Annotated in this window: 11 protein-coding genes and 1 tRNA gene; 8 read left to right on the top strand and 4 right to left on the bottom strand. The window is 38.8% G+C overall.

The genetic code is table 11. The features are described from left to right. Positions 1-4: 4 nt before the first annotated feature. Both ACRPLY_RS08370 and ACRPLY_RS08375 read right to left on the bottom strand, forming a co-directional pair. On the bottom strand, positions 5-1,357 hold the full coding sequence (locus ACRPLY_RS08370; protein WP_165636139.1) for a cation:dicarboxylate symporter family transporter: 1,353 nt from the start codon (positions 1,355-1,357) through the stop codon (positions 5-7). Positions 1,358-1,590: 233 nt separating this feature from the next. Then, a complete protein-coding gene (locus ACRPLY_RS08375) occupies positions 1,591-2,355 on the bottom strand; it encodes a sulfite exporter TauE/SafE family protein (RefSeq protein ID WP_224980507.1) in 765 nt (254 codons plus the stop codon). Between the two features lie 271 nt (positions 2,356-2,626). On the opposite strand from ACRPLY_RS08375, the gene ACRPLY_RS08380 reads away from it, so the two are divergent. The 6 genes from ACRPLY_RS08380 (at position 2,627) to ACRPLY_RS08405 (ending at position 10,349) form a co-directional block, all read left to right on the top strand. After that, positions 2,627-3,901 carry an ATP-binding protein gene (locus tag ACRPLY_RS08380; protein ID WP_033579905.1) on the top strand — a complete coding sequence of 425 codons (1,275 nt, stop codon included), beginning with the start codon at positions 2,627-2,629 and terminating at the stop codon, positions 3,899-3,901. A 146-nt stretch (positions 3,902-4,047) separates the two neighbouring features. Continuing rightward, complete coding sequence (locus ACRPLY_RS08385; protein WP_028415038.1) at positions 4,048-5,064, top strand: LacI family DNA-binding transcriptional regulator; 1,017 nt, start codon at positions 4,048-4,050, stop codon at positions 5,062-5,064. An 87-nt stretch (positions 5,065-5,151) separates the two neighbouring features. After that, positions 5,152-7,272: an amylo-alpha-1,6-glucosidase gene (locus ACRPLY_RS08390; protein ID WP_224980505.1), complete on the top strand. Its 2,121-nt coding sequence runs from the start codon at positions 5,152-5,154 to the stop codon at positions 7,270-7,272. A gap of 72 nt (positions 7,273-7,344) precedes the next feature. Next, positions 7,345-8,586: an ABC transporter substrate-binding protein gene (locus ACRPLY_RS08395; RefSeq protein ID WP_098626884.1), complete on the top strand. Its 1,242-nt coding sequence runs from the start codon at positions 7,345-7,347 to the stop codon at positions 8,584-8,586. A gap of 23 nt (positions 8,587-8,609) precedes the next feature. Next, positions 8,610-9,512: a carbohydrate ABC transporter permease gene (locus ACRPLY_RS08400; protein WP_016765225.1), complete on the top strand. Its 903-nt coding sequence runs from the start codon at positions 8,610-8,612 to the stop codon at positions 9,510-9,512. Between the two features lie 15 nt (positions 9,513-9,527). Continuing rightward, positions 9,528-10,349, top strand: a complete 822-nt coding sequence (locus tag ACRPLY_RS08405; RefSeq protein ID WP_014458643.1) for a carbohydrate ABC transporter permease — start codon at positions 9,528-9,530, stop codon at positions 10,347-10,349. A gap of 109 nt (positions 10,350-10,458) precedes the next feature. On the opposite strand, the gene ACRPLY_RS08410 is transcribed toward ACRPLY_RS08405, so the two are convergent. Then, positions 10,459-11,379 (bottom strand): TetR/AcrR family transcriptional regulator, encoded by a 921-nt coding sequence (locus tag ACRPLY_RS08410; protein ID WP_028415034.1) that lies wholly within the window; start codon positions 11,377-11,379, stop codon positions 10,459-10,461. A 265-nt stretch (positions 11,380-11,644) separates the two neighbouring features. Here ACRPLY_RS08410 and ACRPLY_RS08415 point away from each other — a divergent pair, with 265 nt between their 5' ends. Next, positions 11,645-13,168, top strand: coding sequence for a DHA2 family efflux MFS transporter permease subunit (locus ACRPLY_RS08415; RefSeq protein WP_028415033.1), 1,524 nt, complete (start codon positions 11,645-11,647; stop codon positions 13,166-13,168). A gap of 32 nt (positions 13,169-13,200) precedes the next feature. Here the strand turns inward: ACRPLY_RS08415 and ACRPLY_RS08420 are convergent, their stop codons facing one another. After that, positions 13,201-14,253, bottom strand: coding sequence for an aromatic ring-hydroxylating oxygenase subunit alpha (locus ACRPLY_RS08420; RefSeq protein WP_028415032.1), 1,053 nt, complete (start codon positions 14,251-14,253; stop codon positions 13,201-13,203). 210 nt (positions 14,254-14,463) lie between these two features. On the opposite strand from ACRPLY_RS08420, the gene ACRPLY_RS08425 reads away from it, so the two are divergent. Further along, a tRNA-Thr gene (locus ACRPLY_RS08425) sits at positions 14,464-14,536 on the top strand. The last annotated feature ends 100 nt before the right edge of the window (positions 14,537-14,636 follow it).

Raw genomic sequence — 14,636 nt, forward strand, 5'->3', positions numbered from 1 at the left:
TTTATTAAAATGCTTTTTCATTGGCTGCTGGAATACTCTCAGGGAGAGAAATTTCAGCATTTTTGGGCTGATACGTAATTTTTCCGTCAAGCACATCATTGGCTTTTTGTAGGTCTAATAAATTTTCCCATCGTGCGATAATAAAAGCAGCTACCGCATAACCAATAATATTAACTGTGGTCCGGTAATTACCCATAAAGCGATCAGGAGCAAGCATCAGAGCAACGGCAGCTACCGGAATGGATCCGGTTGCTGCTGCGGTAGCAGACAGAGCAACAAAAGCTGATCCTGGAATGCCAGCCATTCCTTTAGACGTAAGAAGAAGAACACCAAGCATTAAAAGCTGATCAGTGAGGCTCAAGTCCACGCCCGTTGCTTGTGCTAAAAAGACGAGAGCAAGAGACAGGTAGATAGAAGCACCGTCTAGATTAAACGAATAGCCCGTAGGCACAACAAGGCCAACGACTGCTTTGTTGCATCCTGCTTGTTCAAATTTCTCCATGAGCTGCGGCATAACGGCTTCAGTAGAACCCGTAGCAAATGCCAGCATAATTTCTTCTCGTATATATAGAATAACTTTCCACAAGCTTAATTTTAAATAGGTTCGTAAAATAACAGCTAAAACAAGAACAAATGCTAGACAAGCAATTGTCATAGCGATAAATAGCTTTCCAAATGCAGCAAGTGTTCCAAGACCGTACTGACTAACCGCAAATGCCATGGCGCTAAACGTGGCAAGAGCCGTTAACTTCATGATGTATCCCATAATTTTAAATAACACATCATTTACTTTTTCTAATACGTGTAGAAGGGTCTCCGCTGTTTTTCCACCTATATGGACAAGAGCGATTCCGAACAAACACGAAATTAAAAGCACTTGAAGCATGGAGTTGTTTGAAAAAGCACCAACTGCACTGTCTGGAATCATATTAAGAAAAAAATCACCTTCGCTCGGAAGTTCGGAGCCGTTTGTCTTCGCGTCCACTTCAGTTGTGCTTAAGCTTGAAGGGTCAACATTCATACCGGCCCCGGGGTTCATTACGTTTGCTACTAATAGACCGATAAGTAGAGCGAATGTTGTGACAATTTCGAAGTAAAGAATGGTTTTTCCACCGATACGCCCAACTGTTTTAATGTTTCCAACCTTGGCAATTCCGACAACGACTACCCCAAAGATAAGAGGAGCAATCAGCATTTTGATGAGCTTAATAAAACCGTCTCCAATCGGTTTCACAGCATTTCCAAAGCTTGGCCATAGATATCCTACGGCTACGCCAAGTACAATTGCCATCATAATTTGAAAGAAAAGACCTTTATAAAAAGGTTTTTGCTTACTTTTTGCCGCTGTTTGTGTCATGTGTTCTCCCTTCGTCGTACAATTTTTTTGATGTTACAATAGATGTTATGTTTTTTTACATTTTAACGTAAGGTTGTTTGAGGTGTCATTGGTCTCTTTGACTAAAATTCAATAAAAATATTAGTTGAAGTGTATAAGAAGGGAAGGGAGTGGTTTAAAACATTATTATTTTTAATGTAGATCTTTAAAAAAACTAATAAAAAGCACATGCAAAGGCATGTGCTTTTTATTTATTAAATTAGTTTAATTCCGCTAATTAAAATGATGGTCGCCATAATGGCTTGAAGCGGTCTTGAAGGCACTTTCGTTGATAAACGGCTTCCGAGTAACACACCCGGAATAGATCCAGTTAATAGGTTAGCAGTCAACATATAATCAACGCTTCCAAAGCTTGCATTTAAAATACCAGCCACCGTAACGAGAAGAAACGCATGTGCAATATCAGTACCAACCAGCTCAGATGTTTTTAACTTAAATAAGTACAGCATTGCAATGGCAAATAATGAGCCAGAACCAATCGATGTTAGTCCGACAACGAACCCAAAGACTACGCCAATTCCGATTGTTAATCCTTTTTTCTGATTTAAGTCCATTTCCTGAAACCGATTTGGGCGAATTAATTTATCAAAAAAGACGCGAAAGATAATTGAGATGGCAACCAGCGTCATGACGTACCCGAGAGCGTGCTTAATAATCGTTTCTTGATGCTCGTGAAAAGATGGGAATGCATGAAGTGTGACAATAGCCAGCACAGCGCTCGGAATACTTCCGAAAGCTAAATATTTTGCTAATTTAAAGTTAATGGTTCGCTGTTTGTAGTGCTGAGCGACTCCGAATAATTTTGTGATAGAATTGTAGACAAGATCTGTTCCTACGGCAATGGAAGGGTTAATGCCGAGTACAATCAGTAAAGGTGTTAATAAAGCGGCACCTCCAACCCCCGTTAAGCCTACAAGGGTTCCAACGAATAATCCCATTAAGGTAATTGATAGTTCCATATTTTGTCCTCCTACTCTCAAAACCAAGTACATTGATCTGATTATAGAGCATTGTAACTCATATGTAAATAAAATTCTGAATATTTTTAGTGAAGTTGAAAAGGTTTTCTTAGTCTTCACTATTTTAGGGAACGGACGATAAAGTCATAGGAAGTTATAAAAAAGTAAATAGAATACGTTTATTTATCTATGATTACGCTCTAATTTGTGTTACAAATGTAAATGCAATAAAAGAGTTTATTTTTATCTCATTTGAAAGACCGGTGAATGCATGAGTTTTGTTACGAAAGATTTGTTAATTAATTTTTTATTTATTTTATTGGCGCTGTTTTTAGTGCAGATGTTTTATTTGATCAAGTATGCTAAAAAAGTTCATTGGTGGAAAGATCACTATATCGCGGTATTTCCGATTTTAGCTATTACCTTTTGCCTTTTGTTTCCGGTTAACGGAGCTTATGTCCCGGATGACTATCGAATGGATTTACGAAGAATTCCTTATATTTTAGGAACGTTATATGGAGGCTGGCCGCTAGGAAGCTTGCTTTTCGTCTTTATTTTACTGCTGCGCTTGCTAATTGGCGGGTACGATGTAGGGTTTTTATCAACATTAATTGCTCTTCCGATTTTATCCATTCCTTTATTTTTCATAACAAAATACTTTTTACATTTCTCATTAAAAAATAGAATTATCGTGAGCACCTGTCTTAGTGTAATTGGTTCTTTATTAGCTATGCTTGTATCTATTTTTGTTTTACACGTAACAAGCATTCCTATTAGCGTGTGGGTTCAGTTCGCTGTTTTAGATGTGGCAGGCATGTTTGTGATTACCATACTGTGGGAAGCGATACGGGCAAATTTATTAGTGCTGCAGCGCCTAATGAAAGCAGAAAAGCTAGAAATTGTCAGTCATTTAGCTGCCAGCATCTCTCATGAGGTGCGAAATCCTCTAACTGCAAGCAGAGGATTTATGCAAATGCTGCAAGAAGATGAAAAAGAACCTGCTAAAAAACGCTACATTTCGATTGCTATTAATGAACTAGACCGCGCAAAAGAAATCATTGATGATTACTTGCTATTTGCCAATTCCGCTCCAGAACGAAATGAAAAAATGAATATGTCAGAAGAAATTCATCACGTCACCCATATTATGACGCCTCTTGCCAATATGAACGGAGTCGCGATTGATTTTACATTCGATGAAGAAGTGAAGTTCTTCGTAATGGGAGAAAGAAGAAAGCTTCAGCAGTGTCTAATCAACTTATTTAAAAATAGTATTGAAGCCATGCAAAACGGAGGCACGTTAACTATTAAAGTAGGAAAAGAAGGCGGAGTTGTGATCGTTGATATTATGGATACAGGCTGCGGTATGACGCAAGAACAAATCAACCGGTTAGGTGAACCGTATTTTACAACAAAAGAAAAAGGTACGGGGCTTGGAACGATGGTATCTTTCAGTATTATCCATTATATGAAGGGAAAAGTAAGTGTGTCTAGCGTAAAAGGAAAAGAAACGTGCTTTTCACTTCAATTTCCTCTTTGTGAGTAAAGAGCAGCTTTAGGGCTGCTTTTTTTATATGCAAAAATTTTAAAAATAGATAAAAGTAAACTGATTATTAAAAAAGTATTGAATTTAAGAAATGAAAGCGTTACAATCTATTTAAAGTTATCCGAAACGTTTTGGAGGAATTTTGATTGACAACGATTAAAGATATAGCGCGAGTTGCCGGCGTATCTGTAACAACGGTGTCTCGGGCTTTAAATGGTTATTCAGATGTAAATGAAAAAACAAGGCAAAAGATTGCAGCCGTAGCAAGAGAGCTGGACTATAGCCCCAATACGTTAGCTCGAGGATTGGTTATGCAAAAGTCAAAGACAATTGGACTACTAGTTTCAGGCATCAGCAGAGAGAGCGTAAAAGATAATTTCACGTTTGAAGTATTGTGCGGTGTAAATGAGCGTGCATCTACTTTGGGGTATGACTTGATTTTATTTAATACAAACACGATGATGCAGCGAGAAAAAACGTATACTCAGCTTTGTCGAGAGCGAAGAGTGGACGGGGCAATTATTCAGGGCATCAAAAAAGAAGATCCTTATTTAAAAGAAGTAGTAGAAAGCGATATTCCTTGTGTTTTAGTTGATATTCCCGTCCATTCTAGTTCAGTAGGCTATGTCACCACCGATAATGCCTTGGGAGCTAAAAAAGCGGTTGAACATTTAGCGAGTCTTGGCCATCAGCATATTGGGATGATTAACGGACATGAAGACGCATTTGTCAGCCAAGAACGTCTCAACGGATACAGACAAGCCCTCAAAGAATGCGGTTTGTCGTTTCGGTCTGAATGGGTTGTAAGCGGAAAGTTTGAAGAAAAGAAAGCAGAGAAAGCTGCCAGTGAGCTTTTAAATAAGTATGAAGAGCTCACCGCTATTTTTTGTGCAAGTGATTTAATGGCACTGGGAGCATTAAAAGCATGCAAAGAACTTGGCCTTGATGTACCAAAAGACGTTTCGATTGTCGGATATGATAATATTGTTCTTGCTTCTTACTCGTCTCCAAATTTGACGACTGTAGGGCAGGAAGTATATCAGATTGGCTATGAAGCTGCAGATTTACTAATTGAGATGCTAGAAGGAAAAGAAACAAATATGAAGCGTTATCTTGATACACAGCTGATTATTCGAGAATCAACAGCTAAAAACCACGGCTAGTGGTTTTTATATAATGTAAAAACCGAAACGTTTCGGTTTTGTGTTTCGTTTTTCCAAAACGTTTCGGTGAAATTTAGGGGGATGGAAATGGATTACCGTGTGATTAAAGAAAATGACTTATTTTTACTAACAGATCAAGCAGGAAATATCACTGAAAACCATCAGTATGGTTTAGGGCTATATATGAAAGATACGCGTTTTTTGAGCAAATTTCATTTGAAAATTAACGGTACAGATCCTGTGTTATTGTCCTCAAGTGCCGACGAAAACCTGTTAGCCACAATTCTTCTTACTAATCCGCATATGGAAAAAGAAGGAGAACTATCGCTGTGGCGAGAGTCTGTAGAAATAGAAAGAAAGCGCTTTATATATGAGGGTATTTTCTATGAAAAAATAAAATTGAAAAGTTATTTTCCTAAAAAAATTGCTTTTACATTAAGTATCCAAGCAGATGTCGATTTTAACGATATGTTTATCGTAAGAGGTTTTCAAACTGGAAATGTCGGAAAACGAACAGGGCAAATAAAAGGGGAAAGCAGTTTAATATATACATACGAAGGATCAGATGATATCAAGCGTTCGACACGGATTTCTTGGGATAAAAAAGCCTCACACGTGTATGAACAAGGAGAGGTTATGTTTTCTTTCGAACTGAACCATCAGGAAGAAGAAGAAATTACATTAATGGTTCAGCCGCAAATGGGTGAAGACATCAATGAAAATATTTTATCAGCTGGTGAAGCATTTAGTTTACTAACGCAGTCATATAAAAAGTGGGAAAAATCTTCTACAAAAGTGACAACCGATCATCCGACAATGCAGCGCCTTATTACAAGAGGACTTAACGACCTGCGCGTACTGCTAACGGATGTAGGATTCGGTGCTTTTCCTGTAGCTGGATTGCCTTGGTTTGGTGTGCCATTTGGAAGGGATAGTCTAATTGCAGCGCTTCAAATGCTGGCTTTTAATCCGGAAGTAGCAAAAGGAACGCTACGTACTATGGCAGCATATCAAGGAACGGCAAATGATCCATGGCGTGATGAACAGCCGGGTAAAATTATGCATGAAATACGTTACGGAGAACTAGCCAACACAAATCAAATACCTTTTACTCCATATTACGGAACAGTTGACGCGACACCATTATTTTTAATTTTGTTAACGGAATATGTGAAGTGGACGGGAGACTTCGAGTTTGTAAAAGAAATGCAAATGACTGTCGATGGAGCTTTGACATGGATCAATGAATATGGAGATCGAGACGGTGATTTATTTCTTGAATACCATCAAGAATCAAGTAAAGGAATTGCTAACCAAGGATGGAAAGACTCAGGGGATTCTGTTGTCCATCGCAGCGGTGAATATGCAAAAACTCCTATTGCTTTAGTGGAAGTACAAGGCTACGTATATCAAGCGAAAATGGGTATTGCTTCTTTGTATGATCAGTTAAACAAAACAAATGAAGCAAATAGTTTACGTGAAGAAGCTGAGCTGCTGCGTAAAAAGTTCAATGAAGCCTTTTGGATGGAAGACGTGTCATTCTATGCCATTGCACTTGATGAACATAAACATCAAGTAGGAACGATTACGTCAAATCCAGGTCATGTACTTTTAGCCGAGATGATGGATGAGGAGAAGCTGAACAAAGTAGCGGAAAGGCTAGTATCAGAATCTATGTTTTCGGGATATGGAATTCGTACAATGGCAGAAGGAGAAGCGGGTTATAATCCAATGAGTTATCATGACGGGAGCATTTGGCCGCACGATAATAGTTTAATTGTTCTCGGTTTGAGTAAAGCGAACAAGCAAACAGAAGTCAATAAAGTGATAAAAGGGCTGGTTGATGCAGCTGAGCATTTTGAATACGACCGCCTTCCAGAGTTATTCTGCGGCTATTCAAGTAACCTTGGCAAGCCTGTCAAATATCCCGTTGCCTGCTCACCTCAAGCTTGGGCAGCCGGCACGCCTTTAGCTTTCGTACAGGCGATGCTAAGACTGTTTCCTGATAGTACAGCAGGTACTATACAGATAAATCCTTTGCTCATAGACGATATGAATGAAATCTCTGTAGAAAACCTTGTGATTGGCAGTGGGAAACTTTCATTAACGGTTAAAAAAGAAGAAAGCGAAACTATTATTTACGTGAAAGAAAATACGACAAAATACGAGCTTCTATCTCAATGTAAGGTAAGAAATTATGTAGGTTAATGTTACTTCGACCGCGGCTTATTAAGCGTCAATTAATAAGCCGCAGGTCAATGAAATGAAAGGAGACAGCTAATGAAGAAGTGGATACTCGCTTTAAGTTTGGTTCTGGCAGTGGCTGGAGCAGCTTTAACTGGATGTTCAAATGTACAAGAAGTTTCCGGGGAAAATGGTCAAGTCGAAATTGTATTAGCCGGCTGGGGAGGCAACCCAACAGAGACGAAGCTGCTTAATCAAACTATTCAAGACTTTGAAAAACTTCATCCATCAATTCATGTGAAGCATGAAGTAATCACTGATCAATACATGGATATTCTAAAAACGCGTTTAATAGGTGGAAATGGTCCAGATGTTTTTTATCTTGATGCACTTGAAGCGCCGGGTCTTATTAATACAGGGGTTTTAGAACCTTTAAATTCTTATGTAAAATCTGATTTTGATGTTCAGGATTTTGAGAAACCATTATTGAAAGCGTTTCAAAAAAATGGAGAGACTTATGGTTTTCCAAAAGATTACTCCACATTAGGCTTATTTTACAACAAAAAGCTATTTAAAGAAGCAGGAGTAGAAGTACCAAAAACATGGGGTGAGTTTAAAGAAGTTTCAAAAGTATTTAAAAAGAAAGGGATTCAAGCGTTTGGTGTCACGCCGGAATTAGCGCGTATCTTCTACATGGCGCAGGCAAACGGAGGAGACGTTGTAAAGAACAATAAGGCAAACTTTGCTACGAAAGAAGTCGTGGATTCTCTTCAGCCGCTCATCGATCAGCATTTAAAAGATAAAACGTCTGTACAGCCCTCTGATGTAGGCGCGAATTCAGGTACGGACATGTTTGCACAACAAAAAGTAGCTATGGTGATTGAAGGAAATTGGATGATTCCATTTTTACAGGAGTCCTTCCCAAAACTTGATTACGGTACAGCGGAAGTTCCGACAATAAACGGTCATAAAAATACGATGGCATTTACGGTCGCGTATGTAATGAATGCCGACTCAAAAAAGAAAAAAGCGTCTTGGGAGCTCATCCAGTACTTAACCGGGAAAGAAGGAATGGAAACTTGGACAAGTAAGGGTTATGCATTGCCAACAAGAAAATCCGTAGCGGATAAGCTTGGTTTTGCTGAAGACGAAAAACGAGGTCCATTAGTAAAAGGAGCTGCTTATGCAACTGTCTGGCAAGATGGTCCGTATTTGCCTATTATCATGAATAACTTTAATAACCAGTTTTTAAGCGCCTTTTTGGGACAAAGTGATTTAGAGACAGCTTTGAAAAAAGCACAAAAGCAGGCAAATCAAGAGATTAGTATTTACGAATAAGGCTCGGCGGGGGAGTGGAGGAAATGAAAAACGGAAAAATACGAACGTACAAACCTCGTGATGTAGGGCAAGGATATGCTTTTATGACACCTACACTGTTTGTACTATTGCTGTTTGTTATTGCACCTATTTTTTATGCCATCTTTTTGTCTTTACATAAAGTTCAATTGCTGGGAGGAACTGAGTTTCATTTTCGAGGGCTTGAGAACTACATGAAGGTTCTTGAAGATGACAAAGCTAAAATTGCTCTTTGGAATACGGTGAAGTATGTAGTAATTGTTGTACCGGTACAAACCGCATTGGCACTTATACTGGCGGCCACATTAAATGCAGGGCTAAAAGCAGAAAAAGTTTTTCGCATTATTTATTTTTTACCTACACTTACATCATCGGCTGTATTAACGCTTATTTTTATGTGGATGTACAATCAAAATGGAATTGTGAACGAGTTTTTAAAGTTTGTTGGTCTTCCAACTTACAATTGGCTTGGAGATCCTCAGGTCGCTTTGATTGCCATTATGATTATGAACATCTGGGCAACAGCTCCATTTTTTATGGTTATTTATTTGGCAGCTTTGCAAGACGTACCAGATTCGCTTTATGAAGCAGCTCAGTTAGATGGGGCTAATGTATTTCAACGATTTTGGCATATTACAGTTCCGAATCTGCGACCGGTTACATCATTCGTAGTGATCATGGGACTGATTGGTACGTTTCAGTTATTTGATCAATCGTTTATTTTCTCAGGAGGTTCAGGAGGTCCTAATAACTCGACTCTGACTGTTGTTCTGCTTATTTATCAATATGCATTTAAAAATTTAGGTACTATGGGGTATGCTGCAGCACTAGCCTTTATGCTGGCGCTCGTGATTTTGGTGGCAACGGTTATTCAGAGAAAGTTTTCAAAAGAAGAAAGTATGTACTAAGGGGGGAAGAAAAAGATGAAGAAAAAAACAGGAGTCCTCATTTTATATACGATTTTAAGCATATACGCGCTGATTACTCTGATTCCATTTATTTGGGCGCTGTCCGCTTCTTTTAAAACGCTAGAAGAAATTGTGTCAGGTACTGTGAACTTTATTCCGAAACACTTTACGCTAGACAACTATAAACAAATTTTTGTGGAACAAAAGCTGTTCCCTCGCTGGATGTTTAATAGCTTATTCATTGCCGTAGTAGGAACAGCTCTAAATTTGCTATTTAACTCAATGGCTGGTTATGCCCTTGCACGCCTCAGTTTCCCGGGAAAGAAAAGTTTATTTATTATTATTTTAGCGGTGCTTATGATTCCTGGACAAGTAACGATGATTCCTAATTTTTTAATTTTAAAAGAGTTAGGCTGGTTAAATACCTATCAGGGAATGATTGTACCGGGAATGGTAAATGCGACTTTTATATTTATGATGCGTCAATTTTTTATTAATTTCCCAAAAGAGCTTGAAGAAGCAGCGGAGTTGGATGGGTTATCGAAGTTTGGAACATTCTTCAAAATAGTCCTTCCACTTGCAAAACCTGCCTTAGCAGCACAAACGATTTTTGTATTTATGGGGTTTTGGAATGATTTTATGAAGCCTTTAATTGTGATGTCTGATGAAAATATGTTCACGTTGACTTTAGGCCTTAACACATTTAAAGGTCAGTATATCAGTTATTGGAACTATATTATGGCAGCTTCCATGGTTTTTACACTTCCAATTTTGCTCATTTATGCGTTTTTTAACAAATATTTCATTAAAGGAATTTCGTTTACTGGAGGAAAATAAAAAAGAGGCTGGGATAAAAGTATTTTAGTTGGAATTACAAACGAACGATTAATTAAAAAATCATAATCGTTCGTTTTTTGTTGTTATGGTGAGCGTGAATTTCATATGTTTAGTTGCTTCTAGCTGTTGATTGAAGTTCACTCACATACTGATCAATCATCGTTTGCAGTTCCTCTAGGTTCGTTTTACGGTTGTTAACAGGCAGCTGCTTTAATGAATGAAGGGCACTATCCACAACAAACTTGCGTGGATTCGATTGTTTAAACATCTCTTCTTCAATAAAACTAATAAGCTCTGTGCATTTTTGACGTTCGAATTCATCCGTAAATTGTTTGTGAGCTTGCTTTTTTAAATCGATAAGTGCTGCGGAAATGTCCTGTTCTATTTGATTTTTAGTATTTGGGCAAGATGGAAGCCATTCTTTGATCGTTTGCGGATCGAGCAAAATGTCTCCTGAACTTGCTACTTCGTCTACAAGAGGAAGCAGACGCTTAACGCTGTAAGTTATAATCTCATGGGGATCAGTATTTGTACCGTTGACCATAAAATTATAGTGAAAGTTGCGGTGAAGCATGCCAAGAAACATAATTGCACAATCTAGCAGATAAGGTTTCTTTTCTTGTCCAAATAAATCAATAAACCGTTTGTAGAACCAGTTTACTTCAATGAACTGGGTTTTTTTTATGTATGCTTTTAAATCAGGATCATTAGAAACAAATACTTCTTCAAGTAACGTAAAAAATTTATGTTTGTGATGGTTTTTCATCTGCGCATCGATCTGTTTAATAAATACATCTACATCGGTCAGACTTTTACCAACCAGCAGCTGATTGCGCTCTTGTTCAATGGTCGTATGAAGCCATGTAAAAACAGCGATTAATAATTCATTTTTTGAAGAAAAATAGTTGTAGAATGTTCCTTTTGAAATGCCGCTATAATCAATGATGTCTTGAATAGAAGTAGCTTGAAATCCTTTTTCAACGAAGAGATGGTGTGCATTTTTTACAACTTGCTGTTTTCGATTATTCATTATTATCACCTAAATGTAAAATTAGACTCATGGTCCAACTTTATGATACATGATTTAAAGCGTTTACACAAATGTTCTTTTCAGAAAACTGAACGATATCACGACAATATATTGGTATAAAAGGATTATAGGACTAAAAAAGTTGAGAAAATAAAGAACGTGAACGTAAGATTTTTCACTTGCATAAATTGAACTCACAGTATAATATACTCTATGTAGAACACGTGTCTAAAAAAATGAACCTAAAGTATAAGGAGGTACAATAATGAGTCGATCGATAAATCAAATGGAAAAGCCGCCTTATGGCATAATTGCTATTTTGTTAATTGGCGCTTTTATCTCATTATTGAATGAAACGTTATTAAATGTGGCGCTGCCGTCTATTATGAAAGACTTAGATGTGACAACGTCAACTGTCCAGTGGCTTTCTACTGGTTATATGTTAGTGAATGGTATTATGATTCCAACTACCGCTTTTTTAATTCAGCGCTATTCTGTCAGAGGCTTATTTTTAACGGCGATGACTTTATTTACAGCAGGAACAATACTTGCAGGTGCTTCGCCCGTATTTTCGGTCTTGTTAACCGCTCGTATTATTCAAGCGTCAGGCGCAGCTATTATGATGCCGCTTTTAATGAACGTATTGCTCACAAGTTTTCCATTAGAAAAACGCGGAGCTGCGATGGGGATTTTCGGTTTAGTTATGATTTTTGCTCCGGCAATTGGTCCTACATTATCAGGATGGCTAATTGAACACTATGAGTGGAGAATGCTGTTCCACCTTGTTACGCCAATCGCAGCCATTGTATTAATAGGCGCTTTCTTCCTATTAAAAGACAAAAAAGAAAAAGTGGAAATCAATTTGGATTTTTTATCCCTTTTGCTATCTACAATTGGATTTGGCGGACTTCTATACGGGTTTAGCTCAGCAGGGGATAAAGGCTGGGATTCTGTGGAAGTATACGGTACCATTATCGTAGGAGCTGTGGCTCTGATTTTATTTATTACACGTCAGTTCAAGCTTAAAACACCGATGCTTGAATTCCGCATTTTTAAATATCCAATGTTTGCTTTATCATCAACGATTTCGATGGTGATCACAATGGCATTATTCTCAGCCATGCTGCTAATGCCAATTTATGTTCAAACGGTACGAGGCATCTCTCCGCTTCATTCAGGATTACTAATGCTTCCAGGTGCGCTGCTAATGGGTGTGATGTCACCGATTACCGGAAAATTATTTGATAAATTCGGAGCGCGTGCATTGGCTGTAACGGGTCTAACGATTACAGCCGTTACGACGTATTTCTTCAGTAACTTAGAGCTTGATACGACCTATACAACCCTCATTACGCTTTACACGCTTCGTATGTTCGGAATGTCTATGGTGATGATGCCGGTTATGACAAACGGATTAAATCAGCTTCCGCAGCGTTTTAATCCGCATGGTACTGCGATGAACAATACGCTTCAACAAGTATCGGGAGCTATTGGTTCGGCTCTTTTAGTAACGGTGATGTCAAACCGTACAGCTACTCATGCAAAAGAGCTCGCTCAAGATGCAATGAGCGGAGCAGGAGCAGCTAATGCAACCGCAGCCGGGGCAGCTCAAATGAAAGAACAGATTGGGATGCAGGCAATGGTACAAGGGATTAACGATGCGTTTGCTGTCTCAGTAGTCCTAGTGGTGGTTGCCTTAATTCTTTCATTCTTCATGAAACGCGCAACGCCGGCAAGTGAAGATGAAGTGATAAAGGAAAAAGCAGCACGCGAGCAGTTTGCTAAATAAAAAAAATCCCCGCTGAGACAGCGGGGATTTTTTTAGCTTGTATATCTAAAGCTTAAGCCCATTTTCTTTAATAATTTCCGGTAACCGATGGACGTTTGATCAGCCATAATATGCGCTTCCATCTGCAGGTCTAAAGGCAAGTCTTCAGGTTTTTGGTTTTCCACCATTTCACGGTCTTCGTCAAAGACGCGAAGGTTAAAGTCATACACACCTTCAACGGGAGAATCTTTGTCAAAGTTTCGAGCGATTGGCGCGAATAAACGTGTTTCGCGGGCTGAAATAGGAGAGACTGCATTCATAATCCACAGCTCTGCGCCTTCTGGGAAGTATACTTTTAGCGTAGCTGTAAACGGGGGATAAACATCAAAGACGCGAAGCCATTTAAAATCAGGTGGATTTAAATGCTGCTGTTCTTTGGAATAATTGCTCACGGTGCTCGTATATTCTACATGAAGCCCATAGTCTGTATCGCTTACTTTATATTTAGGCACAAAGGCGTTGTTTCGATCACCAAATGTGTCTGTGTGAACCCAAGCAAAATGAGCTACGTCTAAAAAGCCTTCCATTTGACGACCGGCTGAACCCATGATATCAAAGCTCGGACAAACAATTTGCTGAAAATCAGGGTCCTCCCACGCATCGAAATAAGGCAGGTTATCTTGTTCTCCTGTCAGGGACGTCCACACTAATCCATATCGTTCAATAACTGGATAGACGGCCATACAGAGACGGGGAGAAATGTTGGCGTCAGGGTGAGCTGGAATTGACGTGCATGCGCCGTCCGTTGCGTAGCGGAAGCCGTGGTAAGGACAGACAATTTCATCATCTTCCACCCAGCCCATGCTAAGCGGGGTGCCTCGGTGAACGCATAAATCACGTGCCGCTACAACTTTGTGTGTGGTGCGGTATAAAACTAGATTTACATCTAGTAATTTTACGGACGTTGGTTTTTCTGTTACATCACTGCAGCGTGCGACGGGGTACCAATACTTAGCAAGCGTCGTCCAATCTTCCAGGCTGAACGTGCAGTCTCTTGGGTAGGGAGTTGCCGTTTTTGATTTTGTCATGGTTGGTTGTTGTTCCATCTATTTTCTTCCCTTCTTTTGTAAGCTCTTTTAATAAGGGTAATATAAAAAAAGAAAATTCACACAATTTATGTAAGAAGTTCTAACATGAAATATGGAACTTTGTAGAAAGTGCGAATTTCAGAAGACGCAAATTAGAGAATATACCAATAAAAAAATTTAAAAAAGCGCTTCCTAAATAAATTTAAACGTGATATAATTTTCCAAGACGCTGGTGTAGCTCAGTAGGTAGAGCACTTGCATGGTAAGCAAGAGGTCGCAGGTTCGATCCCTGTCGCTAGCATAAACTATACGTATCAAGGGTTGAAGGCACTTTTGAAACTTCATATTCTGATGTGGTCGCTGCTAAAATTAGTACGACTGAACAAAACCTCTTCATGGTT

Source organism: Priestia sp. TGN 0903, assembly GCF_050846855.1.
GTDB lineage: Bacteria > Bacillota > Bacilli > Bacillales > Bacillaceae_H > Priestia > Priestia zanthoxyli.

Excerpts from the sequence above, each read along its gene's own strand:
- ACRPLY_RS08370 (WP_165636139.1), bottom strand. The coding sequence starts at position 1,357 with ATGACACAAACAGCGGCAAAAAGTAAGCAAAAACCTTTTTATAAAGGT.
- ACRPLY_RS08375 (WP_224980507.1), bottom strand. The coding sequence starts at position 2,355 with ATGGAACTATCAATTACCTTAATGGGATTATTCGTTGGAACCCTTGTA.
- ACRPLY_RS08380 (WP_033579905.1), top strand. The coding sequence starts at position 2,627 with ATGAGTTTTGTTACGAAAGATTTGTTAATTAATTTTTTATTTATTTTA.
- ACRPLY_RS08390 (WP_224980505.1), top strand. The coding sequence starts at position 5,152 with ATGGATTACCGTGTGATTAAAGAAAATGACTTATTTTTACTAACAGAT.
- ACRPLY_RS08395 (WP_098626884.1), top strand. The coding sequence starts at position 7,345 with ATGAAGAAGTGGATACTCGCTTTAAGTTTGGTTCTGGCAGTGGCTGGA.
- ACRPLY_RS08400 (WP_016765225.1), top strand. The coding sequence starts at position 8,610 with ATGAAAAACGGAAAAATACGAACGTACAAACCTCGTGATGTAGGGCAA.
- ACRPLY_RS08405 (WP_014458643.1), top strand. The coding sequence starts at position 9,528 with ATGAAGAAAAAAACAGGAGTCCTCATTTTATATACGATTTTAAGCATA.
- ACRPLY_RS08410 (WP_028415034.1), bottom strand. The coding sequence starts at position 11,379 with ATGAATAATCGAAAACAGCAAGTTGTAAAAAATGCACACCATCTCTTC.
- ACRPLY_RS08415 (WP_028415033.1), top strand. The coding sequence starts at position 11,645 with ATGAGTCGATCGATAAATCAAATGGAAAAGCCGCCTTATGGCATAATT.
- ACRPLY_RS08420 (WP_028415032.1), bottom strand. The coding sequence starts at position 14,253 with ATGGAACAACAACCAACCATGACAAAATCAAAAACGGCAACTCCCTAC.